This window comes from Micromonospora sp. DT227 (assembly GCF_049841835.1).
Lineage (GTDB): Bacteria > Actinomycetota > Actinomycetes > Mycobacteriales > Micromonosporaceae > Micromonospora.
In genome coordinates, this window is record NZ_JBNCLA010000003.1 from 393089 (window position 1) to 418509 (window position 25421).

Here is a 25421-nt window from a genome sequence, read left to right on the forward strand (position 1 = left end):
GGCGTCCGAAGGGGAAGTGCGTGACAGGCGTGTCGGTTCGCGGGGCGGTTGCGGCCTGCGGAGTCCCGAAGTGAGCGAGGGACTGCGTCCCGGTGACCCGGTCCGGCTCGGTGGCTACGAACTGCTCGGCCGGCTCGGCGAGGGCGGCATGGGCAGCGTGTTCCTGGCCCGGTCACCGCAGGGCCGGCAGGTGGCGGTCAAGGTGGTCCGCGCCGAACTGTCCCATCACGACGAGTTCCGGGGCCGGTTCCGCAGCGAGGTGAACCGGGCCCGCCAGGTGCCGCCGTTCTGCACCGCCGAGGTGCTGGACGCCGACCCGGACCACGACCCGCCGTACCTGGTGGTGGAGTACGTCGACGGGCCCAGCCTGGTGCAGGTGGTCCGGGACCGGGGGCCGATGACGGCGGCCGGCGTGCACGGCATCGCGGTCGGGGTGGCCACCGCGCTCACCGCCATCCACGGCGCCGGCGTGATCCACCGGGACCTGAAACCCGCCAACGTCCTGGTCGCACCCGGCGGGATCAAGGTCATCGACTTCGGCATCGCCCGCGCGTTCGAGGCCACCAGCCAGCACACCCGGACCGACCAGATGGTCGGCACCGTCGCGTACATGGCTCCGGAGCGGTTCGAGACCGCGTCCGGCCAACGCACGGGCCCGGCCGCGGACATCTTCGCCTGGGGCGCCGTGGTCGCCTTCGCCGCGACCGGCCGGACGCCGTTCGAGGGCGAGTCCGCCACCGCCACCGCGATGCGGATCATGACCCAGCCGCCGGACCTGACCGGTCTGGACGGGCCGCTGCGGGAGCTGGTCTCCCGGGCGCTGGAGAAGGATCCGGCCGACCGGCCCTCGGCCCGGGACCTGCTCGACGGCCTCCTGACCGCGGCCGCGCCGGCGGGCGGGGCCGCCGTCCGGGCCGCCGGGCCGGTGACGCCCGCCGGCGCGGCAGCGGCGAGCGGCCCCGGTGTCGGTCCCGGCCCCGCCGCCAACGCGGGAGCGAACGCCGGTCCCGCAGGGGGAGCCGGCCCCGACGGCGCGGACCGGGGCGCCCCGGCGGACGCCGGCGCGGCCACGACGCGGCGCCGCCGACTCATCGGGATGGCCGCCGGCGCCGCCGTGATGGCGGTGCTGGTGCCGGCCGCGCTGTACGGCGCGGACCTGGTGGGTGACCGGTCCGGCGCGACGCCCACCGGCTCCGCCGGCAGCGGCACGCCGACCCCCGGCGGCCCGCCGTCCGCGTCCCCCTCGACCGGCGGTCCGGCCACCGGCGGCACGCCCGCCGCGACGCCGGCGTCCCGCACCCCGGGCGGGTCACCGCCGGCGGCCGACCGGACCCGGGCCATGCTGGCCGGGCAGCGGCGGGTCCTGCTGCACGTGGTGGAGATCGACCGGGACCTGTCGCTGCCGTTCGACGGTGAGCTGACGGTCGGCGACGGCACCGGCAAGGACGCGCTCTTCGTGCTCGAACCGGTCGGTGTCGACTACCTGATCAAGTCGGTGAACCCGGACATCGCGCACCGTCCGTGCCTCGGCGTCAAGCTCGACCCCGAGGGGTACGCGTCGCTGGTGGGCGCCGAGTGCGAGCCCACCGGGGCCACCGTGTTCAGCATCACCCGCGAGGGCAAGGACGACAAGGGCCGCACCTCCTACTCGATCTTCAACGACAAGTACGGCCTGGTGCAGTGGGAGGACACCGAGAAGAAGATCTACGTCCAGGAGCTCGGCGACGCCCCGATCGACACCACATTCAGCCTGGTCGACCGCGGCGCCGCCTGAGCACCGTCAGGTCAGGTCAGCAGCTCGACGTACCCGCCGGAGCCGTGCACGCGGATCCGCTGCCCGTCCCGGATCAGCCGGGTGGCCCGCGGCACGTTCACCACGGCCGGCAGGCCGTACTCCCGGGCGATGACCGCGCCGTGGGTCATCGGCCCGCCCACCTCCGTCACCAGGCCGGCCACGGCCACGAACAGCGGCGTCCAGCTCGGGTCGGTGTGGACGGTGACGAGGATGTCGCCCGGTTCGAGGTCCGCGCGGGCCAGGTCGAGGACGACCCGGGCCCGCCCCTCCACCGTGCCGGCCGACACCGGCACGCCGGCCAGCGCGCCGGTCGGCAGGTCGTCGCGCCGGTACGCCCCGTGGACCGCCTCGCCGTCCGAGGTGAGCACGCGGGGTGGCGTGAGCGCCTGGTGGAACCGGAACGTCTCCGCGCGCTCGCGGACGAGCCGCGCGTCCACCCGGCGCGTCCGCACCGCGTCGCGGAACTCGTCGAAGGTCAGGAAGAAGACGTCCTCCCGGTCGGGCAGCACACCGTCGCGTACCAGCCGGTCGGCCTCCACCATCAGCGCCTGCTTGTAGACGAGGTAGCGGCTCACGATGGCGTACTTCGGGTACTCGCGGTAGCCGATGAAGGTCCGGACCCGGTCGATCATCCGCTGGGTCTCGTCGGCCTTGCGGTCCCCGTCCGGCAGGGCCCGGAGCCGGTCGAGCACCTCCCGGGCCTTCCGCTGCACCGCCTGCCGGCCCTCCGCGAAGCGCCGTCCGGCGGCGCCGGGCGCGAAGTTCCGGACGTGGTCGAGGATCAGCGGTACGAGCGTGGCCGGTCGCTCGCTCCACCGTGGCCGGGTGATGTCGATCTCGCCGACGCACCGCATGCCGTACCGGTCGAGGTAGTCCTGGAGGGCGTCGTGTGCCTCGCGCCCGCCCGGCAGCTTCGGCAGCTCGTCCAGGAAGCCGTCGTCGTCCGCGGCGTCCCGCAGGAACGCCACCACCTCGGGGTGGGGGCGGATGACGTCGGCGACGTCGAGCAGCGCCAGCCCCATCTCCGAGGTGACGTTGCCGGGGGCGGACAGGCTGAGCGTGTCGGCGGCGTTCCGCTCGCCCAGCCACTCCCCCAGCTTGTCGTTGAGCCACCAGGTGGCCTCCATCCCGGCCATGATCGCCTGCATGTTGACCGGGTCGACGAGGGCCCGCTTGTGCTCCGGGAACGCCTCCGCCACCAGGAAGTCGAACAGCGCCGGCCCGGTCCGGGTGCCGATGTCGCGCCGCAGCGCGGCGATGCTGGCCCGACTCTGCTCGATCAGCGCGGTGACGACGGCCGGGTCGGTCTCGATCGTCGCCGACGGCAGCCCGGGAGGCGGACCGGCGGGGCCGTCGTCGGCCAGCGTCGGCACGACGTCACCGCGCTCCAGGAGCGTCTCCAGCGCGTCCCTGGTCAGCGGATCCGATCTGGTCATCAGGTCCAGGAAGGCGGCCCGGCCCGCCGGGGTGGCCAGGTGCCGGGTGGCGTCGACGAACAGCCGGCCACCGGCCTCGTGCATCGGCGCCATGGCGGTCAGCCGCCACATCGACAGCCCCAGCGGCTTCATCGCGTCGGTCATCATCTGCTGGTGGCCGACCGAGAGGTAGACGTGGTTCTGCCCGTCGTCGACCACCGGGACCGGGAACAGCGTGGTGATCGGGCGGCTCTGGAGGATGTGGGGTTCGCCGTCGGCCAGGGCCCACTCCACGTCCTGCGGGCCGCCGAACCGCGCCTCGATCCGCCGCCCGAGCCGGACGAGACGGACGACCTGCTCGTCGGTCAGCGCGGGCTGCTCCCGCCGGGCCGGATCGACCGCCTCGGTCCGCGTCCCGCCGCCCGGCACGGCACGGACGGCCCGTGGCTTGCTGGCGATGGTCCGGGAGACGACCCGGTCGTCGCGCACCGTGAACACGTCCGGGGTCACCAGGCCGGCGACCAGGGCCTCGCCCAGACCGAACCCGGCCTCCACGGAGGCGACCTTCCGGTTCCCGCTGACCGGGTCGGCGGTGAACAGGATCCCCGCCGCGTCCGGGAGCACCATCCGCTGCACCACCACGGCCATCTGCACCGTACGGTGATCGATGCCGTTGCGTAGGCGGTAGGTCACCGCCCGTTCGGTGAACAGCGACGCCCAGCACCGGGCGACGTGGGTGCGGATCTCGTCCGGGCCCACCACGTTCAGGTAGGTGTCCTGCTGGCCGGCGAAGGAGGCCGTCGGCAGGTCCTCCGCCGTCGCGCTGGACCGCACCGCGTAGGCGGCGTGCGCGCCGAGCCCGGCCAGCGCCCGGCTGATCGCCGCCGCGACCTCGCCCGGCACGGCCACCTCCTCGACGACCCGGCGGATCTCGGCGCTGACCGTCCGGATCGCCTGCCGGTCGTCGGGGCCCAGACGGCAGAGCCGGTCGAGCGGCGCGTCGAGCGCCGGCAGGTCCGCCACGGCCCGCCGGTACGCGTCGGTGGTCACGCAGAAGCCGGGCGGCACGCTCACCCCGTCGAGCCGCGACAGCGCCCCCAGGTGCGCGCCCTTGCCACCGACGGTCGCGAGCTGCTCCTCGTCGATCTCGTCGAACCCGACCACGTATCTTCCGGCCCTCATCGTGCCCCCGTTTCCCCAGCTCATCCGCGTCCGGCCGACGATTCTGCGGCACCACCGGGGTCTTGCCGCAAGCCCCGGGGTGCGATATACGTTAGAAGTGGCAGGGAGCGACGTCTCCCTGCCTTCGGTGTTTTCCGGCCCTCTCCCCGCGGCGTCAGTGGCGTCCGGCGGCAGGCCCCGGTCCGAGAACACCACGCGTCGGCCGGCGACGACGGGAAACGTCGCAGCGGACGGGCGGGCAGCGGCCGGGATCGTGGCGCTCCCGACGGCGGTCGGTGGCATGACGGGGACGTCCTGGGGGCAAGACCGGAACGGAGAGCTACGCTGAGGGGCCGTTCGGGCGACTCGATGACGGGTTGTATCCGGATTTGTCGCCCACGGTGGTGCCTCGACCTGGACGAGCGGGATCTGCTGCGGTGAGGGAGACTCGGGCGATGACCGGCGCTGGCACCGACCCGCGGACACGTGCCGACGTGTTCGCCGTCGACGGTGAGATCGGCCCGGATCTGGCCCGGGTCGACTGGTCGACCCATCCGCTGGGGCAGCCCGACGGGTGGCCGCAGAGCCTGCGGACGGCGGTGCGCATCCTGCTCTCCTCCCGCTTCCCGATGTGGATGGCCTGGGGCCCCGAGCTGACGTTCTTCTGCAACGCCGCCTACCGCCGCGACACGCTGGGCCGCAAGTACCCGTGGGCGTTGGGCCGACCGGCGAACGAGGTGTGGGCGGAGATCTGGGCCGACATCGGCCCCCGCATCGACACCGTGCTGCGCACCGGCGAGGCGACCTGGGACGAGGGGCTGCTGCTGTTCCTGGAACGCGCCGGCTACCGGGAGGAGACCTACCACACGTTCTCCTACAGCCCGCTGCGCGACGACGACGGCACGCTGGTCGGGATGCTCTGCGTGGTCAGCGAGGAGACCGAGCGGGTCATCGGCGAGCGACGGATGGCCACGCTGCGGGACCTCGGCTCCGACCCGAGCGTGATCCGCACCGAGCAGGAGACGCTCGCCTTCGCCGGCCGACAGTTGGGGCGCAACGCGCACGACCTGCCGTTCACGCTGACGTACCTGTTCGGGGACGAGGGCGACGCACGTTTGGCGGAGGCGACCGGGTTCGCCGCCGGCCATCCGGCGGCGCCGGCCACGCTGTCGCTCGACGACCCCGACGCGGTCTGGCCGGCCCGGGCGGTCACCGAAGGGGACCTGGTCCGGGTGCCGCTGGACTCCGCCGTGCACCACGACCTGCCGACGGGCGCCTGGCCGGACCCGCCGACCGAGGCGTTGCTGGTGCCGCTGCGGCAGCAGGGCGGAACGCCGTACGGGTTCCTGGTGGCCGGGCTCAACCGCTACCGGGCCCTCGACGACGGCTACCGCGGGTTCGTGGAACTGACCGCCGGGCATGTGGCGACCGGGATCGCCAGCGCCCGCAGCTACCAGGCCCAGCAGCGGCGGGCCGAGGAGCTCGCCGAGCTGGACCGGGCGAAGACCGCGTTCTTCTCCAACATCAGCCACGAGTTCCGCACCCCGCTGACGCTGATCATGGGACCGGTGGACGAGCTGCGCGGCCGGCTGCGGGACGCCGACGGGCCGATCCGCGAGGAGCTGGAGGTCATCCGCCGTAACGGGCTGCGCCTCGGCAAGCTGGTCAACAGCCTGCTCGACTTCTCCCGGATCGAGGCCGGCCGGATGCAGGCCCGCTACCAGCCGGTGGACCTGGCCGCGGTGACCGCCGACCTGGCCAGCGTCTTCCGCTCGGCGGTCGAACGCGCCGGCCTGACCTTCGAGGTCGACTGCCCGCCCCTGCCCGAGCCGGTGCACATCGACCCCGGCATGTGGGAGAAGGTGGTGCTCAACCTGCTCAGCAACGCCCTGAAGTTCACCTTCGACGGCACCGTGCGGGTCGAGCTGCGCGCCGAGCACGGGCAGGCCGTGCTGCGGGTGGTCGACACCGGCATCGGCGTCGCCGAGGAGGAGATGCCCCGGCTGTTCGAGCGGTTCCACCGCATCGAGAACGCCCGCTCCCGCTCCGACGAGGGCAGCGGCATCGGGCTGGCCCTGGTCAAGGAGCTGGTCACGCTGCACGGCGGCAGCATCACCGCCAGCAGCACGGTGGGCCGGGGCACCGCGTTCACGGTCCGGCTGCCGTTCGGCGACGCCCACCTGCCGGCCGACGCGATCGCCCCGGCCGGCTCCGGCCGGGTGCCGGTCTCCGCCGAGCCGTTCGTGCAGGAGGCGCTGCGCTGGCTGCCCGGCGACCCGACGGCCGAGGTCGTCCCGGAGGACGCCCCGCCGGTCGATGGTCCCGCGCCGACCCGGCCGGGGCAGGCCCCGGCGCGGGTCCTGGTCGCCGACGACAACGCCGACATGCGCGAGTACCTCACCCGCCTGCTGCGCGCCGCCGGGCACCGGGTGCGGGCGGTGGCCGACGGGCAGGCGGCGTTGGAGGCCGCCCGCACGCACACGCCGGACCTGGTGGTCAGCGACGTGATGATGCCCCGGCTGGACGGCCTGCAACTGGTGGCCGCGCTGCGGGCCGACTCCCGGACCGCCGGCACGCCGGTGCTGCTGCTGTCCGCCCGCGCCGGGGAGGAGGCCGCCATCGAGGGGTTGGAGGCCGGCGCGGACGACTATCTGGTCAAGCCGTTCCCGGCCGCCGAGCTGCTGGCGCGGGTGCGGGCGAACGTGGAGCTGGCCCGGCTGCGCAACCACCACGCCCGGTGGCGCACCGCGCTCGTCGACTCGTTGCAGGAGGCGTTCTTCGTCTGCGACGAGGCCGGGGCGGTCATCGAGATCAACACGGCCTTCACCGACATTCTCGGCTACGGTCCGGAGAACCTGCCCTACCTGCCGGTGCAGCCGTGGTGGCCGGACCCGGAGGCCGAGCCGGAGGCACACCGTCAGGTGTCCACCGCATTCTCGGCGCTGATCGGCCAGACGAAGGGCACCTACACCGTGCCGGTGACCCACCGCGACGGGCACCGGCTCTGGATCGCGACCGCGTTCAACCAGGTCGACGACCCGGACACCGGACGCCGGGTCATCGTGGGCACGTTCCGCGACGTCACCACCGAGCACTACGCCGTGCAGCGGGAGACCGCCCTGGCCGGGCTGAGCCTCCGGCTGTCGCAGGCGGACGATCTCACCGACGCCCTGCACGGGGTGCTGGACGAGATGCGCAAGCTGTGGCGCGCCACCGGAGTGGTCACCGCCGTCTTCGGCGACACCTCGGATCCCGACGTCACCGCGACCGACCCCCTGCCGCAGTGGGACACGCTGCCCGACGAACGCCGGCAGGCGTTGCTGGCGTTGCGGGACACGCCGCTGCTGACTCCGGTGGCGACGCCGGCGCACGGGGCCGGCATCGCGCTGGAGCATCCGGACGGCACCATGGCGCTCTGGATCGACCTGGGCGAGAAGCGGCCCTTCACCGAGCAGGACCAGACTCTGCTGGCGCTGCTCGCCGGCCACGTCGCCCAGGGGCTGCACCGGGTGCACCAGATCGACCAGCAACGGGAGACCGCGCTGGCCCTGCAACGGGCGATCCTCGGCCCGGCCCAGCTGCCCGCCGGCTTCGCCGTGCGCTACGCCCCGGCGTCGCTGCCGCTCAAGGTCGGTGGCGACTGGTACGACACGGTCGAGCTGCCGGACGGGCGGATCGCGATCGTGGTCGGCGACTGCGTCGGCCACGGCCTGCGGGCCGCCACCGTGATGGGGCAGCTGCGCAGCGCGTGCCGGGCGCTGCTGTTGCAGGACGCCAGCCCGGCCCAGACGCTGATGGCCCTGGACCGGTTCGCCGCCCTGCTCCCGGGCGCGCAGTGCGCGACCGTCCTCTGCGGTGTGCTGGACCCGGCGACCGGCCGGCTGCGCTACTCCAGCGCCGGGCACCCGCCGGCCATCGTGGTGCACCCCGACGGCACGTCCGAACTCCTCGACCAGGGCCGGTCCCGGCCGCTCGCGGTCCGCGCCGGGCGGGAACGCCCGGAGGCGGAGGTCACCGTGCCGGCCCGGGCCACGCTCATGCTCTACACCGACGGTCTGGTCGAACGCCGCCGCCAGCCGCTGACCGCCGGCATCGACCGGGCCACCGCGGCGATCCAGGAGGGCCGGGGTGTCCCGGTCGAGGCGCTGGCCACCGAGCTGATGGACCAGCTCACCCCGGAAGGCGGGTACGACGACGACGTGGCGCTGCTGCTCTACCGACACCCCGGGCCGCTGGAGCTTGACTTCCCCGCCGAGTCGTCGCGGCTGGCCGAGGTGCGTACCGCGTTGCGCGGGTGGCTGGACCGGTGCGGGCTGGCCCCGGCGTACTCCTACAACGTGCTGGTGGCCGCCGGTGAGGCGTGCGCCAACGCGATCGAGCACGGCCACCGGGACAGTCCCGGCGGGCGGATCCGGCTGCGCGCCGCCGCCACCGCCGACGCGTTGCGGCTGAGCGTCACCGACAGCGGGCACTGGCGGGACCGGGACCGGCCGTCGGACCCGCACCGGGGCCGCGGGCTGGTGCTCATGCGTGCTCTGATGGACTCCATCACGGTGACCCCGGGGGCCACCGGCACCACCGTCGACATGCAGGCAAGGATCATCCGATGAGCACGGCCCTGACGCTCACCACCGGCAGCGACCCCGACGGGGGGCGCGTGCTGACCGCGGTCGGCGAGATCGACATGAGCAACGCGGCCGCCTTCGCCGCCGCGCTCGACGACGCCGTCCGACCCGACGGCGACCCCCTCGTGGTGGACCTGACCGCCGTGGATTATCTCGACAGCGCCGGCCTGGCCGCGCTGTTCCCGCACGCCGAACGCATCGCGCTCGTCGCCAGTCCACTGCTGGAGCCGCTGCTCACCATCTCCGGTCTGGCCGACCTCACCACCGTGCGCAGCGGTTGAGGGTCTGACCGGCGCCGACCACGACGTCAGCCCGGCACCCGCCGGAGTCACTCGGGCGCTGTCCTCCGTAACCGGTTTCCGCAGCACCGCGTCCCGCAACCTTGAGAAGCATCGATGTTAGCGTTAACGCAGGTGGTGGCGTTGGCGCGGGCATTCATAAGACGTATGGCCTCTTGTTTGGTCATTCTCACCCGGACACAAGCGTTGACGTTACGCAGATGTAACGCTTAACGTCTGATGTCTCAGTCATGTGAGCCCCCTCACCCACCACCACTTTCGGAGGGATCACCATGTCCCGTCCCCACCTCACCCGCCGTTCGCTCCTGGCCGCTCTCGGTGCCGGCGGCGCCGCGGTCGCCGTCGGCGGCGTCCTCCGTCCCGGGTCCGCCGCCGCCGCCATCCCCGGACCCGCCAGCTACGCCGAGACGTGGGCGTCGGTCGGTCAGCACCCGGCCGCGCCGGAGTGGTTCCAGGACGCCAAGTTCGGCGTCTACTTCCACTGGGGAGCGTTCAGCGTTCCGGCGTACGCCAACGAGTGGTACCCGCGCAACATGTACAACAACGGCTCCAACGAGAACAACCACCACAAGTCCGTCTACGGTGACCCGTCGGTCTGGCCGTACCACAACTTCATCAACGGCGCGAACGACCGGTCGGGCCGGTTCGTGCAGTTCGCCCCCCGGCTGCGCTCGGCCGGCGGCAACTTCGATCCCGGCGAGTGGGCCCAGTTGTTCGCCGACGCCGGTGCCAAGTTCGCCGGGCCGGTGGCCGAGCACCACGACGGTTTCTCCATGTGGAACAGCCAGGTCAACGAGTGGAACTCGGTGGCCCGCGGGCCACGGCTGGACCTGCTCCGCCTGCACACCGACGCGATCCGGGCCCGCGGCCTCAAGGTCATGGTCGCCATGCACCACGCGTACAACTTCACCGGCTTCTACCAGTGGGCGCCGCAGCAGTCCGACGCCAGCCTGCGCAAGCTCTACGGCCAGTTGGGCACCGCGGCGGAGGAGCAGCTCTGGTACGACAAGCTCCGCGAGGTCATCGACCAGGCCCAGCCGGACATGATCTGGCAGGACTTCAACCTCAGCCGGATCAGCGAGGCGCAGCGGCTGCGGTTCCTTGCCTACTACTACAACCGGGCCGTGGCGTGGAACAAGGAGGTCGTCGCCACCTACAAGGACGGGTTGGACCTCGGCGGCACGGTCTTCGACTACGAGCGCGGCGGTCCCGCCGCACTGCGTCAGCCGTACTGGCTCACCGACGACAGCATCAGCAGCTCCAGTTGGTGCTACACGGTGGGGATCGGCTACTACTCGCTGAACCAGATGCTGCACTCGCTGCTCGACCGGGTCAGCAAGAACGGCAACATGGTGCTCAACATCGCGCCGACGGCCGACGGCACCATCCCCGACGGACAGCGCAGCATCCTGCTCGCCATCGGTGACTACCTGCGCCGCTTCGGCGAGTCCGTCTACGCCACCCGGGCCTGGACCACGTACGGCGAGGGGCCCACCCAGATGGGCGGCGGTTCGTTCAGCACCCCGCGCGCCGGCACCGCCCGGGACATCCGGTTCACCCGCAGCAAGGACAACCGGGTGCTGTACGCCACGTTCCTCGGCTGGCCGGGCAGCACCGCCACCATCACCACGCTGGCGTCGGGCCGGATCAACCTCGGCACCCTGACCGGGGTGCAACTGCTCGACACCACCGCCGGCAGCTACGTCAACCTGCCGACCCGCACCCAGGACTCCAGCGGCCTGCGGATCACCATGCCGTCGGCCGGCGCGCCGTTCAACGCGCCCGCGTACGTGGTCAAGCTGACGTTCAGCGGCCCGATCCCGGCGCTCGGCGGCGGTTCGACCACCTGGCAGCGGATCACCAACGTGACAAACGGCCTGGCGCTCGACAGCGGCGGCAACGTCGCCTCCGGCTCCCCGCTGAAGCAGTGGAGCTGGGACGGCAGCACGAACCTCCAGTGGCAGCTCGTCGACCTGGGCACCGGGTACCACCGGATCGTCAACCGGACCAACGGCATGGTCGTCGACGGGTTCGGCCAGACCACCAACGGCGCCGCCGCCCAGCAGGCGCCCTGGAACGGCGGCAACAGCCAGCAGTGGCAACTCACCGACCAGGGCAACGGGCGGTACCGGATCGCCAACCGGGCCACCGGCCTGGTGCTCGACGGGGGCGGCCAGGTCGCCTCCGGTTCCCCGGTCAAGCAGTGGAGCTGGGACGGCAGCACCAACCTGCTGTGGACCCTCGCCACCGTCTGAATCCCTGAATCCACGTCCGACGCGTGCGCGTCACGCACCCCCGGCGGTGCTGGCGACACGCGTCGGACGACGTTCCGACTTGGAGGACCACGATGACCCGTAGAGTTCTGCTGGGGCTGGGCCTGACGATGACGCTCGTCGCCTCGGCCACGCTCGCTGCCGGCTGCGGCGACGGTGCGGGGAAGGACAGCGACTCGGGCGGCTCCGCCCCGCTCGTCGGGGTGGACTACCCCCGATCCGACACCGACTTCTGGAACTCGTACATCACGTACGTGCCGACGTTCGCCGACGAGCTGGGCGTCGACCTGAAGACCACCAACTCGCAGAACGACATCGCCAACCTGATCTCGAACGCCCAGACCTTCATGAGCCAGGGGGTCAAGGGCGTGGTGATGGCCCCGCAGGACACCGCCGCGATCGCGCCGACGCTCCAGCAACTGGCTGCCAAGAAGATCCCGGTGGTCACCATCGACACCCGCCCGGACTCCGGCGAGGTGGCGATGGTGATCCGCGCCGACAACCGCGCCTACGGCACCAAGGCGTGCAAGTTCCTCGGCACCAAGCTCGGCGGCAAGGGCAAGGTGGTGATGTTGCAGGGCGGCCTCGACTCGATCAACGGCCGGGACCGGACCGAGGCGTTCCACGAGTGCATGCGCGCCGACTACCCGGGCGTCACGGTGTTCGGCGAGGCGACCGACTGGAAGGCCGACGTGGCGGCCAGCAAGCTCCAGACCCGGTTCGCGTCGGACCCGGACCTCAAGGGCATCTACATGCAGTCCTCGTTCGCGCTCTCCGGCACGCTCCAGATCCTCAAGCAGCGCGGCCTCCAGGTCCCGGCGAGCGACCCGAAGCACGTCTTCGTGGTCTCCAACGACGGCATCCCGGAGGAGCTGGCCGACATCGGCCGGGATCTGATCGACGCCACCGTCAGCCAGCCCGCCGACCTGTACGCCAGGTACGGCCTGGAGTACGTGAAGGCGGCGATCGACGGCAAGACGTTCCAGCCCGGCCCGACCGACCACCACAGCACGATCATCCAGGTGCGGGAAGGGCTGCTGGAGGACCAGCTCCCCGCGCCGCTGGTGACGAAGGACGGCGCGCCGGTCGCGGGCGAGCCCACAGTGAAGTTCGACGACAGGTCCCTGTGGGGCAACACCGCATGAGCGTCCGCTCACCCGCCTCGACCGACGGGCCGGCCGGCGACCTCCGGCCCGTCGTGGAGGCCGTCCAGATCACCAAGCGTTTCGGGTCGACGACCGCCCTCTCCGACGCCGGCATCGTGGTCCGGCCCGGCGAGACGCACGCCCTGGTGGGCCGCAACGGCGCCGGCAAGTCGACGCTGGTCAGCATCCTCACCGGCCTCCAGGCGCCGGACGACGGGGCGGTGGCCTTCGACGGCCGGCCCGCGCCACCGCTCGGTGACCGGGCCGCCTGGCGGCGGCGGGTGGCCTGCGTCTACCAGAAGTCCACGATCATCCCCACGCTCACCGTGGCGGAGAACCTGTTCCTCAACCGGCACGACCGCGGTCGCGGCGGGCTGATCCGCTGGTCGCGGCTGCGCCGCGCGGCGCAGGAACTGCTGGCGACCTGGTCGGTCGACGTGGACGTGCGGCAGCCCGCCTCGACCCTGCCGGTCGAGCAGCGGCAGTTCGTGGAGATCGCCCGGGCGCTGTCGTTCGGCGCCCGGTTCATCATCCTCGACGAACCGACCGCGCAGCTCGACGGCGCCGGCATCAACCGGCTGTTCACCCGGCTCCGTGACCTGCGTGCCCACGGGGTGACCTTCCTGTTCATCAGCCACCACCTCCAGGAGATCTACGAGATCTGCGACCAGGTGACGGTCTTCCGCGACGCCCGGCACGTCCTCACCGCACCGGTGGCCGAGCTGAGCCGTCCGGCCCTGGTGGCGGCCATGACCGGGGAGGACGTGACCCTGCCGGAGGCCGACCACCCGCCGCTGCCGGCCGACGCCCCCGTGCTGCTGTCCGTCCGCGACCTGGTCACCCCGTCCGGCGCCGAACTGTCCCTGGAGACCCGGGCCGGCGAGGTGGTGGGCGTCGCGGGCGGCGGCGGCAGCGGCAAGGTCGAGGTGGCCGAGGCGATCGTCGGCCTGACCCGGGGCGCCGGTGGGACGGTCGCCGTCGACGGCCGCGTGCTGCGGCCGGGCAGCGTGCCCGACGCCCTCGACGCCGGGGTGGGCCTGGTGCCGCAGGACCGACACCGCGAGGGCCTGGTGCCACTGCTGTCCATCGCGGAGAACGTCACGATGACCGTGCCGGAGCGCATCGCGCGGCGTGGGCTCATCTCGCCGGGACGCCGGGACGCCGTGGCCCGCACCGCCATCACCGAGCTGGCCGTCAAGGCGGCCGGACCACACGTCCCCGTCGCCGACCTGTCCGGGGGCAACCAGCAGAAGGTGGTGATGGGCCGGGCGTTGGCCAACGACCCGAAACTGCTGGTGCTCATCACGCCGACGGCCGGCGTCGACGTGCGGTCGAAGCAGACCCTGCTGGGTGTGGTGGAACAGGTACGCCGCCGGGGCACCGCCGTACTCATCGTCTCCGACGAACTCGACGACCTGCGGATCTGTGACCGCGTCCTGGTCATGTTCGCCGGGCGGGTCATCCGCGAGCTGGCCCACGGCTGGCCCGACAACGAGCTGGTAGCCGCCATGGAAGGGGTGGATCTCCACCATGCCTGAGACGCTGTCCACCACGACGTCGCCGCCGGCCGGGGCGTCCCCGCCGGCCCCGCCGTCGCCCTCCGCACGGAGCCTGGTCCTCACCCGCCTGCGGGACCTGGCCCTGGTGCCGGCGATCGTCGCGGTCGCCGTCGTCGGCTCGCTCGTGAATCCCGTCTTCCTCAGCGCCGACAACCTCCTCAACGTGCTCCAGAGCATGTCGGAGATCGCCATCCTGGTGCTGGCGCAGACCATCGTGCTGATCACCGGCAAGATGGACCTGTCGCTGGAGTCCACCTTCGGCCTGGCCCCCGGCATCGCGGCCTGGCTGGTCGTCGACCCGGCGCTCACCCGCGGTCTTGGGCTCGACGTGCTGCCCGACGGCCTGGCGGTGCCGGTGGTCCTGCTCGTCGGCGCCCTGGTCGGCGCCGTCAACGGGCTGCTGATCGTCCGCTTCGGCCTCAACGGCTTCATCGTGACGCTGGGCATGCTGATCGTCCTGCGCGGACTCCTCACCGGGATCTCCGGTGGTCAGACGTTCTTCGCGCTGCCGGAGTCGATGACCTACCTCGGCTCGGCCACCTGGTTCGGCGCGCCGGCGTCCATCTGGGTGTCGCTGCTGTTGTTCGCGGTCGGGATCGTGGTGCTCGGTTACACCCGTGTCGGCCGGGCGTTGTACGCCATCGGCGGCAACGCCGACGCGGCCCGCGCGGCCGGCATCCGCACCGACCGGGTGTTGTGGGCCGCCCTCGTGGTGGCGAGCGTGCTGGCCGCGCTCGCCGGGTTGCTGATCAGCGGGCGGCTCGCCGCGGTTGCGGCGGCGCAGGGCGACGGCGCCATCTTCCAGGTGTTCGCGGCGGCGGTCATCGGCGGGGTCAGTCTCAACGGCGGCAAGGGCAGCGTGTTCGGCGCCTTCACCGGGGTCCTGCTTCTCTTCATGATCATCAATGTGCTCACGCTCGCCGGGGTGCCCGCCCAGTGGACGAACTTCCTCAACGGCGCCGTCATCCTGGTCGCCCTGACGGTCTCCCGGATCACCGGCGGCAAGGCGCAGACATGACGCCACCGCCGCGTCCGGCGCCGCCGACGAGCCAGCCCACCTCGACCGACCGGGAGAACCGTTGTCCGAGCACATCACATCCGTAGAGACCATCGACGTCCGATTCCCGACGTCGCGCCACCGCGACGGCTCGGACGCGATGAACCCGTTCCCGGACTACTCCGCCGCCTACGTCATCCTGCGCACCTCGGCCGGCGCCGAGGGACACGGCCTCGTGTTCACCGTGGGGCGGGGCACCGAGATCCAGATCCGGGCTCTGCGGTCGCTGGCCCCGATGCTCGAGGGCCAGCCGGTCGACGCGCTGGTCGCCGACCCCGGGGCGCTCGCGCGCCGGCTGGTCGGCGACAGCCAGATCCGCTGGCTGGGCCCGGAGAAGGGGGTCGTGCACATGGCCGCCGGCGGCCTGGTGAACGCGGTCTGGGACCTCGCCGCCCGGCGGGCCGACAAGCCGCTGTGGAAGCTGCTCGCCGACCTCACCCCGGAGCAGCTCGTGGCGCAGGTCGACTTCCGCTACCTGCGCGACGCCCTCACCGAGGACGAGGCGCTGGCGCTGTTGCGCGCCGCCGTCGACGGGCGGGCGGACCGGGAGCGCCGCCTGCTGGCCGAGGGCTTCCCGGCGTACACCACGACGCCGGGCTGGCTCGGTTACGACGACGACAAGCTGGCCCGGCTCTGCACGGAGGCGGTCGCGGCCGGGTTCCGGCTGATCAAGCTCAAGGTGGGCGGGGACCTCGCCGACGACGTACGCCGGCTGGGCATCGCCCGGCGGGCCGTCGGTCCGGACGTGCGGATCGCGGTCGACGCGAACCAGGTGTGGGGGGTGCCCGAGGCGATCCGCTGGATGCGCGAACTGGCCCCGTTCGACCCGTACTGGATCGAGGAGCCGACCTCACCCGACGACATCCTCGGGCACGCCGCCGTCCGCTCGGCCGTCGCCCCGACGAAGGTGGCCACCGGCGAGCACGGACACAACGCGGTGATGTTCAAGCAACTGCTCCAGGCCGGCGCCGTCGACGTGGTCCAGATCGACGCCTGCCGGGTCGCCGGGGTCAACGAGAACCTGGCCATCCTGCTGCTCGCGGCGAAGTTCGGCGTGCCGGTCTGCCCGCACGCCGGCGGGGTGGGGCTGTGCGAGCTGGTGCAGCACCTCGCCATGTTCGACTTCGTCGCCCTCACCGGCAGCACCACCGACCGGGCCATCGAGTACGTCGACCACCTGCACGAGCACTTCGCGGATCCGGTCCGGATCCGCGACGGCCGCTACCTCGCGCCCCGCTCCCCCGGCATGAGCGCGGAGATCCTCGCGCCCTCGCTGGCCGACTACCGCTTCCCCGACGGACCCCGGTGGACGGTGGCGACGACCGGAGCCGCACTCACATGATCATCGACGCGCATCACCACCTCTGGCAGCCCGACCGCGGGTACCACTGGCTCGACGACCCGGCGCTGGCGGCGATCCGCCGCCCCTTCACCCCCGCCGACCTGACCGCCGCGCTCACCTCGGCCGGCGTGGACGGCACCGTGCTGGTGGAGGGCGGCCGCTGCCACCCCGACGAAGCCGCCGAGTTCCTCGGTCACGCCGCGGACACGCCGGCGATCCTCGGCGTGGTGGCCTGGGTCGACATCGCCGGGGGCGAGGTCTCCGCCACCGTCCGGCGCTACCGGCACCTGCCCGGCGGGGAGCTGCTGGTCGGGGTGCGGTCGCAGGTCCAGGGCGAGGCGGACCCCGACCACCTCGACCGTCCCGACGTACGGCGCGGGCTCGCCGAGGTGGCCGACGCCGGCCTGGTGTTCGACCTGGTGATCCGCGCCGACCAACTGCCCGCCGCGGCGCGGGCGGCCCGGGCGGTGCCGCAGCTCTCGTTCGTCCTCGACCACCTCGGCAAGCCGCGCATCGACCGGGGCGCCGCCGGGCTGGCCGGTTGGCGCGAGCCGCTCGCCGCGCTGGCCGCCAGTCCCAACGTCACCGGCAAGCTGTCGGGCCTGGTCACGGAGGCGGCACCGGACTGGTCGCCGGCCGACCTGAGCCCGTTCGTCGAGGTCGCCGTCGACGAGTTCGGCCCCGGTCGTCTGATGTTTGGCTCGGATTGGCCGGTGTGCCTGCTCAGGTCGGACTACCCGGGGGTGCGGCGGGCCCTGACGGCCGCGCTGCCGCAGCTGTCGCCCGGGGACCGGCGGGAGATCTTCGCCGGCACCGCCGTGCGCACCTACCGCCTGACACCACCGGTCGAACCGGTCGAACCGACCGCGCCCGGGCCGGTGACATGAGTCGGCCGGTCAGGCGTCCCCCGCCTGGGCCGCGAGCACGGTCCGCAACCACGCCTCGGAGGTGTTGACGTGCATCAGCGCGGTGGCCTGGGCGAGCAACTGGTCGCGCGACCGCAGGGCGAGGTAGATCGCCTGGTGTTCGTCGATCGTCTTGTGTGCCGCGTTGGCCTCGATCAGCCCACGCCAGACCCGGGCCCGCAGCGTACGGCCGGAGAGCCCGTCGAGCAGCGAGGTGAGCGTCTCGTTGCCGGTGGTCGCGACCACGGTGTGGTGGAAGGCGGTGTCGAACTGGATGAGCTTCTCGGCGTCGTCGGCGGCGGCCCGCATGTCCTGCAGGATCCGGTCGAGTTCCGCCAGCTCGGTGTCGGTCATCCGCACCGCGGCGAGACCGGTGGCCACCGGCTCCAGCATCCGCCGGACCTCCATCACCTCCAGCAGCGTGTCGTCGCGCAGCAGCTCCACCGCGACGCCGAGACCCTCCAGCAGCAGCCGCGGGGCGAGGCTGGTCACGTAGGTGCCGTCGCCTCGACGCACGTCGAGCACCCGGGCCGACTCGAGCACCTTGACCGCCTCCCGCACCCCGCTGCGCGACAGGCCCATCTGCGCGGCGAGCTGCTGCTCCGGTGGCAGCCGCGCGCCCGGCGGCAGCTCACCGCTGGAGATCATGCCGCGGATCCGCGCGATCGCGTCGTCGGTCAGTGCCATTGCCGCCCCCTTCGGGCCGGCCCACCGGGTGCCTGGGATGTGGCTCCGTCGCCTGCGGTGGGCAGCGGCCGTTCCCACCACTATAGATTCATCCGACGTCTGCCCGACTCCGGCCGTCGTCGCCAGCCCCGCCGTCCGCGGAAAGGGTCCTGACATGCGATACCGCCCGCTGGGCCGCACCGGCCTGACCGTGTCGATGCTCGGGTACGGCGCCTCCCCGCTCGGCGGCGTCTTCGGCCGGATCGACGAACGGGCCGGCATCGAGGCCGTGCGCGCCACGCTGGAACTCGGCGTGAACATCATCGACGTCTCGCCCTACTACGGCGCCACCACCGCGGAGACGGTGCTCGGACGCGCCCTGCGCGGCGTCGATCGGGCCAGCTACGTCCTGGCCACCAAGGTCGGCCGGTACGGCGAGGCGGCGTTCGACTTCTCCGCGGCCCGCACGGTCCGCAGCGTCGAGGAGAGCCTGGCCCGCCTCGGCACCGACCACCTGGACCTGGTCCAGTGTCACGACATCGAGTTCGGCGACCTCGACCAGATCATCGGCGAGACGTTGCCCGCGCTGGCCCGCCTGCGCGACGCGGGGAAGATCCGCTTCATCGGCGTGACCGGCTACCCGTTGGCCGCGTTGCGTCGGGTCGCGGCGGCGGTCCCGCTGGACACCGTGCTGTCGTACTGCCGCTACACCCTGCTGGACCGCGCGCTGGCCACGGCCGAGCCGGAGTTCACCGCCCGGGGCACCGCGGTGCTGAACGCCTCCCCGCTGGCCATGGGGCTGCTCTCCCGGCGCGGCGCGCCCGACTGGCATCCGGCCCCGCCGGAACTCCGCCGGGCCGCGACCGCCGTGGCCGACCTGTGCGCGCGACGTGGCGTGGACATCGCCCGGGTCGCGCTCGGCTTCGCCGCCGCGCCGACCCGGTTCGCCACCACGTTCGTCGGTTCCGCCGAGGCCGCGAACATGGCCCGCAACGTGCGCTGGGCCCTGTCCGAGCCCGATCCCGACCTGCTCGACGACATCGAGAAGCTGCTGACGCCGGTGCGTGACCTCGCCTGGCCCAGCGGCCGACCGGAGAACACCCCTATCGGAGAGGCATGAGGTGCGACGTTACGGCTGTGTGATCCGGCTGCGGCCGGACCACCGGGAAACCTACCTACGGCTGCACGCCGCCGTCTGGCCCGGCGTCGAGCAGACGCTGCGGGCGGCGCGCATCCGCAACTACAGCATCTTCCTGCACGGGGACCTGCTGTTCGGCTACTACGAGTACGTCGGCGACGACCACGACGCGGACCAGCGTCGGATCGCCGCCGATCCGCAGACCCAGGCGTGGTGGCGGCTGACCGACCCCTGCCAGGAATCGCTCGCCGAGCCCGGCTCCGGCCACTGGTGGGCACCGATGCACGAGGTTTGGCACCTGACCGAGGAGGCTTGGTGAACCGCAGCGCGCACTACGTCGGCGACCAGAGGTTCGTCGTCGAGGACACCCGGGCGGTGCCACCCGGCCCCGGCGAGGTACGCATCGCGGTGACGTACACCGGCATCTGCGGCACGGACCTGCACGTCGCGCACGGCGCGATGGATCACCGGGTCCACGTGCCGGCGGTGATCGGGCACGAGATGTCCGGTCGCATCGCGGAGATCGGCCCGGGCGTCACCGACCGGCGGGTGGGCGAGCCGGTGACGGTGATGCCGCTGGACTGGTGCGGTCGGTGCCCCGCCTGCCGGGCCGGTCATCAGCACATCTGTCACCGGCTGACCTTCATCGGCATCGACTCCCCCGGCGCGATGCAGCGCTCCTGGACGGTGCCGGCCCGGATCGTGGTGCCGCTGCCGGACGACCTGCCCCTGGCCGAGGCGGCCCTGGTCGAGCCCACCGCGGTGGCCGTGCACGACGTGCGGCGTTCCCGCCTGGCGGCGGGCGAACACGCGGTGGTCATCGGCGCGGGTCCGGTCGGCCTGCTCATCGGCGCGGTCGCCCGGGCGGCCGGTGCCACGGTGACCGTGCTGGAGATCGATCCGCGACGCCGCGCGCTCGCCGTCGACCTCGGCCTGTCCGCCGTGGACCCGGTGGCGGCGGACCCGGTGGGCCTCGTCCAGGAGGCGACCGGGGGCGCCGGCGCCGACGTGGTCTTCGAGGCGTCCGGGTCGGCGACCGGGGTACGCCTCGCGACCGACCTGCTCGCCGTGCGCGGGCGGCTGGTGGTGGTGGCGATCCATCCCACGCCGCGGGAGGTGGACCTGCACCGGATCTTCTGGCGCGAGCTGGAGGTGATCGGGGTGCGGGTCTACCAGCGGGAGGACTACGCCGAGGCGGTCCGCCTGGTGCACCGCCGGGAGGTGCCCGCGGCGCGGCTCATCTCCCGGATCGTGCCGCTCGACGACGTGACCGAGGCGTTCCGGGCGCTCGCCGCCGGCGGCGACGTGAAGGTGCTGGTGGACTGTGGAGGTGGGGTGTGAACCCGTTCGACCTGAGCGGCCGGCTCGCCGTGGTCACCGGCTGCCGGCGCGGGATCGGCCTGGCGATGGCGGAGGCGCTGGCAGCGGCGGGCGCGGACGTGATCGGCGTCAGCGCCGCCCTGGAGGAGACCGGCAGCGAGGTCGAGGCGCGGGTGACCGCGCACGGCCGCTCGTTCGTGCCGCACCGGTGCGACCTGGCCGACCGGGCCGCCGTGCGCGCGCTCGCCGGGTGGCTGGGCCGGCGGGAACGGCCGGTGGACATCCTGGTCAACAACGCCGGCACGATCCGCCGCGCCCCGGCCGTCGCGCACCCGGACGAGGACTGGGACCAGGTGCTGGAGGTCGATCTCACCGCCCCGTTCGTCCTCGCCCGCGAGGTCGGCCGGGACATGGTCCGGCGCGGCTCCGGCAAGATCATCTTCACCGCCTCGATGCTGAGTTTCCAGGGCGGCGTGACCGTGCCGTCCTACGCGGCGGCGAAGTCGGGGATCGCCGGGCTGACCCGGGCGCTGGCCAACGAGTGGGCGGGCCACGGCGTCAACGTCAACGCCATCGCGCCCGGCTACATCGCCACCGACAACACCCAGGCGTTGCGGGACCAGCCGGAACGCGACCGGGCGATCGTGGCACGCATCCCGGCCGGACGCTGGGGCCGGCCCGAGGATCTCGCCGGGGCCACCGTGTTCCTGGCCTCGGAGGCTGCCGCGTACGTGCACGGCACGGTGCTCGCGGTCGACGGGGGCTGGCTCGCCCGCTGACTCCCCCGGCACGCGGCCGTCTCACGACGACGCGCCCCGGCCGGACCGGGTGGGCCCGGCCGGGGGCGACGTCGGGTGGACGTACTAGCGCACCGTCCACCGCTGGTTGGCGGCGGCGGTGCAGGTCCACTGGATCACGGTGGTGCCGTTGGCGGTGGCGGCGCCGTTGACGTCCAGGCAGAGGCCGGACTGCTGGTTACGGATGGTGCCGTCGCTGTTACGGGTCCACCGCTGGTTGGTGCCGCCGTTGCAGTCCCAGATCTGCGCCTTCGTGCCCGCGCCGGCGTTGGCCGGCGAATCCAGACACTTGCCCAGCGCCTGGATCGCGTCCCCGCTGAACGTCCACCGCTGGTTGGCGGCGCCGTTGCAGTCCCAGATCACCGGCTGGGTGCCGTTGGCGGTGTTGCTCTGCGGCACGTCCAGGCACCGGCCGGAGGCGGCGCTGACGAGCGCCCCGCCGGTGGTCGGGGGCGGGGTGCCGGTGCCGCCGCCGCTGACCCGGTAGACGACCGTGCCGTGCCCCGGGACGGTGGCCGAGATGGCGCCGGAGGTGGTGCTGGTGGCGTTGGTCCAAGCGTCCAGCAGGGTGAACGACGTGCCGGTCTTGCCGATGGCGGCGGCGGTCGTGGAGATCGTCGTGCTGGCGCTGCCCTGGTTGAACAGGGCGACCGCGACGTCACCGTTGGCCAACCGCTTCGCCAGCACCCGCCGGGTCCCGTCGAACGACACCTGACCCGCCTGCAACGCCAGCGGGTCCTGACTGATGCCGATGAGGTTCGCGTTCTTCAGGATCGTCTGCGTGGCCGCGGTCATGCTCCGCAGATCGTTGCCCGCGATCAGCGGCGAGGCCATCACCGCCCACAACGCGAAGTGACTACGCATCTCCGTGTCGGTCATCCCACCCCGACCGACCTCCAACATGTCCATGTCGTTGAACGCGCCCGGCTTCGCCCGCCCGGCCAGCGGCACCGTCACGTCGACGATGTTCTGGATGCCCATCGGGTAGCCGTTGGTCTGGCCGGTGTTCCACGCGTTGGTGATGTCCTCCGTGGTCCGCCACATGTTCGCCACGTCGCCCCAGTCCCGCTGCGGACCGGTCTTGGAGTGGATGCTGTTGGAGTTGATGCTGTACACGATCGGCCGGCCGGTGGCGGCGAGGGCGTCGCGCATGATGTTGAACACGCGTACCTGATCGTCGATCGTGCCGCTCGGCGAGCACCAGTCGTACTTGAGGTAGTCCACCCCCCAGGCCGCGAACTGACGGGCGTCCTGGGCCTCGTGCCCCTGGGCCCCGGTCGAGCCGGGATAGCTGTTGAAGTACTGCGCGCACGTCTCGGTCAGCGGGCCCTGGTAGATGCCGAACTTCAACCCCCGGCCATGGATGTAGTCACCGAGGGCCTTCATCCCCGACGGGAACCGGCTCGGGTCACCCTGGAGGTTCCCCGCCGAGTCCCGGTTCTGGTTCATCCAACAGTCGTCGACGACGACGTACTGGTAGCCGGCGTCCCGCATCCCGGAACTGACCATCGCGTCGGTCATCTGCCGGATCAACGTCTCGTTGATGTTGCAACCGAACGTGTTCCAACTGTTCCAACCCATCGGCGGCGTCCGCGCCGCGCCGTTCTCCAGCGCCGACGCCGTGGACGGGCGCAGGCCGACCAGGGCGCCGGCCAGCAGCAGTCCGGCCGCCAGGACGGCGGTGGCTCGGCGGCGGGCCGAGGTGAGGTGTCTCATCGGTGATCCTCTCCGCGACGGTGGTACGCCCGCCGCAGGCGTTGTCCGGTGGTGGTCAGGGCAGCGCGCGGGCCGGACGCGCGGATGCGCGCCCGGCCCGCGCCCGTCACGGGGTGGTCAGGTCGAACCGGCGGACGGTGGCCGCGCCGCCGAGCGCCTGGGTCGCGTAGTTGAAGATTCCGAAGCGGTAGCCCATGAAGAACTGCCAGGCGTTGTTCAGCGTCAGCGCGTTGCCCAGCGGGACGAAGTTCGTCCCGTCGGTGCTGTAGGAGAAGGTCGCCTGCCGCCCGCTGCCCGGCCTGATGTCGGCCTTGGCCCGCAGCCAGATCCGACCACCGCTGACCGCCGCGCCGGCGATCTCGGTGCCGGTGTTCGTGGTGCGCCAACCGCTGTCCATGGTCAGGTTGTTGGTCATCACCACCCTGGTCGCGCCGTTGTCCCGGCGTACGCCGATCCAGGCCGACGAGTCCCGCAGCATGGCCAGCCCGGTGCGGTCGCCGTCGCGCATCGTCGAGTAGTCCAGTTCGACGGTCGCCGTCGACGTCGGTCCCTGGATCCGCCGCGTCACCGTGTTGCGCGCGCTGTAGAGGTCGTTGGTGACGGTCGCCGTCTGGAGCCGCAGCCCGTTGCCGACCGACCACCGGGTGTTGTCCGGGTTGTGGTTCCACTCCCACTGGTGGCTCAGCGTGGTGCCGGTGAACGTGTCCGCGCCGGTCATCGGTTGCACCGGGCGGGTCGGCAGCGGCGACGGGTAGGAGCTGCCCCAGCCGCCGTTGACGGTCTGGATCTGGGGCCAGCCGTCGCTGGTCCAGGTGATCGGGGCGAGGGCCGGCACACGACCACCGGGGTACGCGTCCACGAACGCCATGTAGTACCACTGGCCGTTCTGGGTCTGCACCAGGCCACCCTGGTGGGGCACGCCGCCGCCGGCGATCGGGCCGGGCATGTTGAGCAGCACCTGCCGCGTCTCGTACGGCCCCCACGGGCTGGTGGAACGCAGGATGTACTGACCGTTGGCGGGCCGGGTGACGAAGATGTAGTAGTAGCCGTTGCGCTTGTAGAAGCGGGAGCCCTCAAGCGTGCCGATGTTCGACGGCGTGGTGTAGACCTGCTGTGTGCGCACCTGGCTGAGGCCGTCCGCGGACAGTTGCGCGACGCTCAGGGTGCTGTTGCCGTAGGCGACGTACATGGTGTCGTTGTCGTCGATGAGCAGGCCGGCGTCGTAGTAGCAGTTGTTGATCTCGGAGCGCTTCTGCCAGGTGCCGCTGACCGAGGTCGAGGTGTAGACGTACGACTTGTTGAAGTCGATGCACCCGATCCAGTAGAACGTGCCGTTGCTGCTGCGGTAGTTCAACGTCGAGGCCCAGATGCCGTTGACGTACGCGCGGGCGCCGTTGAGGTCGTACTTGGTGCCGAAGTCCAGCCGGGGCACCGAGTGCCCGGCGATCTCCCAGTTGACCAGGTCGTAGGAGCGCAGCACCGGCGCGCCCGGCGAGTAGTGCATGGTCGACGAGGACATGTAGTAGGTGTCGCCGACGCGGATGATGTCGACGTCGGCGAAGTCCTGCCAGACCACCGGGTTGGTGTACGTCGACCCGCCCGGGGTGCCGCTGTCGCCGAGCTTGACCAACTGCCACTGCTGGTTGTTGCCGCCCCAGTCGCTGTACTGCACGACGTTCGCGCCGTCCGCGGTCGAGGCGTTCTGCACCTCGACCGCCTTGCTGGAGTGCCGGGCGATCAGTCGTACGTAGCCGCCGGCGGAGTCGGCCAACTGGAACTGCTGGTTGGTGCCGTTGAGGTCCGACCACTGGACGATTCCGGCGCCGTCGGCGGTCGAGACGCCGGAGACGTCGAGCACCTTGCCGGAGTGACGCGACCGAAGCCGGTAGTAGCCACCGCCGGAGTCGACGAACTGCCACTGCTGCCAGGCGCCGTCGTTGCGGGACCACTGGGTGATCCGGGCCCCGTCGTTCGTCGCCTGGTTGTACACGTCGAGCGCCTTGCCGCTGTTGCGGTTGACCAGCACGTACCACGCGTTGGTGTCCACGGTCGCCGCCGACGCGCCGGACGGCGTGACCGCGACGATGCCGGCGCCGAGCAGCACCGCCAGCGCCGCGGCCACGACGCGTGACCACCGGCCGCCACGTCCCGCCCGGGCCGGGAGTCTATCGATTCGCACCATGCTCCTCCTTCGTTCGGGCCGGCGCG

Annotated in this window: 17 protein-coding genes; 13 read left to right on the forward strand and 4 right to left on the reverse strand. The window is 72.3% G+C overall.

Features of this window, described 5'->3' with window-relative positions; all coding sequences use genetic code 11:
* The first annotated feature begins 70 nt into the window (after positions 1-70).
* Positions 71-1774, forward strand: coding sequence for a protein kinase domain-containing protein (locus tag ACLQ2W_RS14035; RefSeq protein WP_425786770.1), 1704 nt, complete (start codon positions 71-73; stop codon positions 1772-1774).
* A gap of 11 nt (positions 1775-1785) precedes the next feature.
* Here the strand turns inward: ACLQ2W_RS14035 and rph are convergent, their stop codons facing one another.
* On the reverse strand, positions 1786-4392 hold the full coding sequence (rph, locus tag ACLQ2W_RS14040) for a rifamycin-inactivating phosphotransferase (RefSeq protein WP_425786771.1): 2607 nt from the start codon (positions 4390-4392) through the stop codon (positions 1786-1788).
* A gap of 434 nt (positions 4393-4826) precedes the next feature.
* On the opposite strand from rph, the gene ACLQ2W_RS14045 reads away from it, so the two are divergent.
* The 8 genes from ACLQ2W_RS14045 to ACLQ2W_RS14080 all read left to right on the forward strand — a co-directional run bounded on the left by ACLQ2W_RS14045 (position 4827) and on the right by ACLQ2W_RS14080 (position 17558).
* Complete coding sequence (locus ACLQ2W_RS14045) at positions 4827-8981, forward strand: SpoIIE family protein phosphatase (RefSeq protein ID WP_425786772.1); 4155 nt, start codon at positions 4827-4829, stop codon at positions 8979-8981.
* Complete coding sequence (locus tag ACLQ2W_RS14050; protein ID WP_425786773.1) at positions 8978-9277, forward strand: STAS domain-containing protein; 300 nt, start codon at positions 8978-8980, stop codon at positions 9275-9277. The genes ACLQ2W_RS14045 and ACLQ2W_RS14050 overlap by 4 nt, the downstream gene beginning before the upstream one ends.
* A gap of 290 nt (positions 9278-9567) precedes the next feature.
* A complete protein-coding gene (locus ACLQ2W_RS14055; RefSeq protein WP_425786774.1) occupies positions 9568-11550 on the forward strand; it encodes an alpha-L-fucosidase in 1983 nt (660 codons plus the stop codon).
* A 92-nt stretch (positions 11551-11642) separates the two neighbouring features.
* Positions 11643-12713, forward strand: coding sequence for a sugar ABC transporter substrate-binding protein (locus ACLQ2W_RS14060; protein ID WP_425786775.1), 1071 nt, complete (start codon positions 11643-11645; stop codon positions 12711-12713).
* The gene (locus ACLQ2W_RS14065) at positions 12710-14251 is read left to right on the forward strand and encodes a sugar ABC transporter ATP-binding protein (protein ID WP_425786776.1); all 1542 of its coding nucleotides are present in this window, start codon (positions 12710-12712) and stop codon (positions 14249-14251) included. The genes ACLQ2W_RS14060 and ACLQ2W_RS14065 overlap by 4 nt, the downstream gene beginning before the upstream one ends.
* Positions 14244-15290: an ABC transporter permease gene (locus ACLQ2W_RS14070; RefSeq protein WP_425786777.1), complete on the forward strand. Its 1047-nt coding sequence runs from the start codon at positions 14244-14246 to the stop codon at positions 15288-15290. The genes ACLQ2W_RS14065 and ACLQ2W_RS14070 overlap by 8 nt, the downstream gene beginning before the upstream one ends.
* Positions 15291-15351: 61 nt before the next feature.
* On the forward strand, positions 15352-16671 hold the full coding sequence (locus tag ACLQ2W_RS14075) for an enolase C-terminal domain-like protein (protein WP_425786778.1): 1320 nt from the start codon (positions 15352-15354) through the stop codon (positions 16669-16671).
* Positions 16668-17558, forward strand: coding sequence for an amidohydrolase family protein (locus ACLQ2W_RS14080; RefSeq protein WP_425786779.1), 891 nt, complete (start codon positions 16668-16670; stop codon positions 17556-17558). The genes ACLQ2W_RS14075 and ACLQ2W_RS14080 overlap by 4 nt, the downstream gene beginning before the upstream one ends.
* A gap of 9 nt (positions 17559-17567) precedes the next feature.
* Here ACLQ2W_RS14080 and ACLQ2W_RS14085 read toward each other — a convergent pair whose 3' ends face one another.
* Positions 17568-18263 carry a FadR/GntR family transcriptional regulator gene (locus ACLQ2W_RS14085; RefSeq protein ID WP_405089913.1) on the reverse strand — a complete coding sequence of 232 codons (696 nt, stop codon included), beginning with the start codon at positions 18261-18263 and terminating at the stop codon, positions 17568-17570.
* A 154-nt stretch (positions 18264-18417) separates the two neighbouring features.
* Between ACLQ2W_RS14085 and ACLQ2W_RS14090 the strand changes: the two genes are divergently transcribed.
* The 4 genes from ACLQ2W_RS14090 to ACLQ2W_RS14105 are packed head-to-tail and all read left to right on the forward strand — an operon-like array spanning position 18418 to position 21479.
* The gene (locus ACLQ2W_RS14090) at positions 18418-19362 is read left to right on the forward strand and encodes an aldo/keto reductase (RefSeq protein ID WP_425786780.1); all 945 of its coding nucleotides are present in this window, start codon (positions 18418-18420) and stop codon (positions 19360-19362) included.
* 19 nt (positions 19363-19381) lie between these two features.
* Positions 19382-19699 (forward strand): L-rhamnose mutarotase, encoded by a 318-nt coding sequence (locus ACLQ2W_RS14095; RefSeq protein ID WP_425786781.1) that lies wholly within the window; start codon positions 19382-19384, stop codon positions 19697-19699.
* A complete protein-coding gene (locus tag ACLQ2W_RS14100; protein ID WP_425786782.1) occupies positions 19696-20721 on the forward strand; it encodes a zinc-dependent alcohol dehydrogenase in 1026 nt (341 codons plus the stop codon). Before ACLQ2W_RS14095 ends, ACLQ2W_RS14100 begins: the two co-directional genes overlap by 4 nt.
* Positions 20718-21479: an SDR family oxidoreductase gene (locus tag ACLQ2W_RS14105; RefSeq protein WP_425786783.1), complete on the forward strand. Its 762-nt coding sequence runs from the start codon at positions 20718-20720 to the stop codon at positions 21477-21479. Before ACLQ2W_RS14100 ends, ACLQ2W_RS14105 begins: the two co-directional genes overlap by 4 nt.
* An 84-nt stretch (positions 21480-21563) precedes the next feature.
* Here ACLQ2W_RS14105 and ACLQ2W_RS14110 read toward each other — a convergent pair whose 3' ends face one another.
* A complete protein-coding gene (locus ACLQ2W_RS14110) occupies positions 21564-23213 on the reverse strand; it encodes a glycoside hydrolase family 27 protein (protein WP_425786784.1) in 1650 nt (549 codons plus the stop codon).
* A gap of 106 nt (positions 23214-23319) precedes the next feature.
* The gene (locus ACLQ2W_RS14115; protein ID WP_425786785.1) at positions 23320-25395 is read right to left on the reverse strand and encodes a family 43 glycosylhydrolase; all 2076 of its coding nucleotides are present in this window, start codon (positions 25393-25395) and stop codon (positions 23320-23322) included.
* Positions 25396-25421 lie beyond the last annotated feature (26 nt).

What these genes read in the sequence shown, in the direction of transcription:
- ACLQ2W_RS14070 (WP_425786777.1), top strand. Translation starts at nt 14,244, where the DNA reads ATGCCTGAGACGCTGTCCACCACGACGTCGCCGCCGGCCGGGGCGTCC.
- ACLQ2W_RS14115 (WP_425786785.1), bottom strand. Translation starts at nt 25,395, where the DNA reads ATGGTGCGAATCGATAGACTCCCGGCCCGGGCGGGACGTGGCGGCCGG.
- ACLQ2W_RS14090 (WP_425786780.1), top strand. Translation starts at nt 18,418, where the DNA reads ATGCGATACCGCCCGCTGGGCCGCACCGGCCTGACCGTGTCGATGCTC.
- rph (WP_425786771.1), bottom strand. Translation starts at nt 4,392, where the DNA reads ATGAGGGCCGGAAGATACGTGGTCGGGTTCGACGAGATCGACGAGGAG.
- ACLQ2W_RS14045 (WP_425786772.1), top strand. Translation starts at nt 4,827, where the DNA reads ATGACCGGCGCTGGCACCGACCCGCGGACACGTGCCGACGTGTTCGCC.
- ACLQ2W_RS14065 (WP_425786776.1), top strand. Translation starts at nt 12,710, where the DNA reads ATGAGCGTCCGCTCACCCGCCTCGACCGACGGGCCGGCCGGCGACCTC.
- ACLQ2W_RS14055 (WP_425786774.1), top strand. Translation starts at nt 9,568, where the DNA reads ATGTCCCGTCCCCACCTCACCCGCCGTTCGCTCCTGGCCGCTCTCGGT.
- ACLQ2W_RS14110 (WP_425786784.1), bottom strand. Translation starts at nt 23,213, where the DNA reads ATGAGACACCTCACCTCGGCCCGCCGCCGAGCCACCGCCGTCCTGGCG.
- ACLQ2W_RS14060 (WP_425786775.1), top strand. Translation starts at nt 11,643, where the DNA reads ATGACCCGTAGAGTTCTGCTGGGGCTGGGCCTGACGATGACGCTCGTC.
- ACLQ2W_RS14085 (WP_405089913.1), bottom strand. Translation starts at nt 18,263, where the DNA reads ATGGCACTGACCGACGACGCGATCGCGCGGATCCGCGGCATGATCTCC.
- ACLQ2W_RS14080 (WP_425786779.1), top strand. Translation starts at nt 16,668, where the DNA reads ATGATCATCGACGCGCATCACCACCTCTGGCAGCCCGACCGCGGGTAC.
- ACLQ2W_RS14050 (WP_425786773.1), top strand. Translation starts at nt 8,978, where the DNA reads ATGAGCACGGCCCTGACGCTCACCACCGGCAGCGACCCCGACGGGGGG.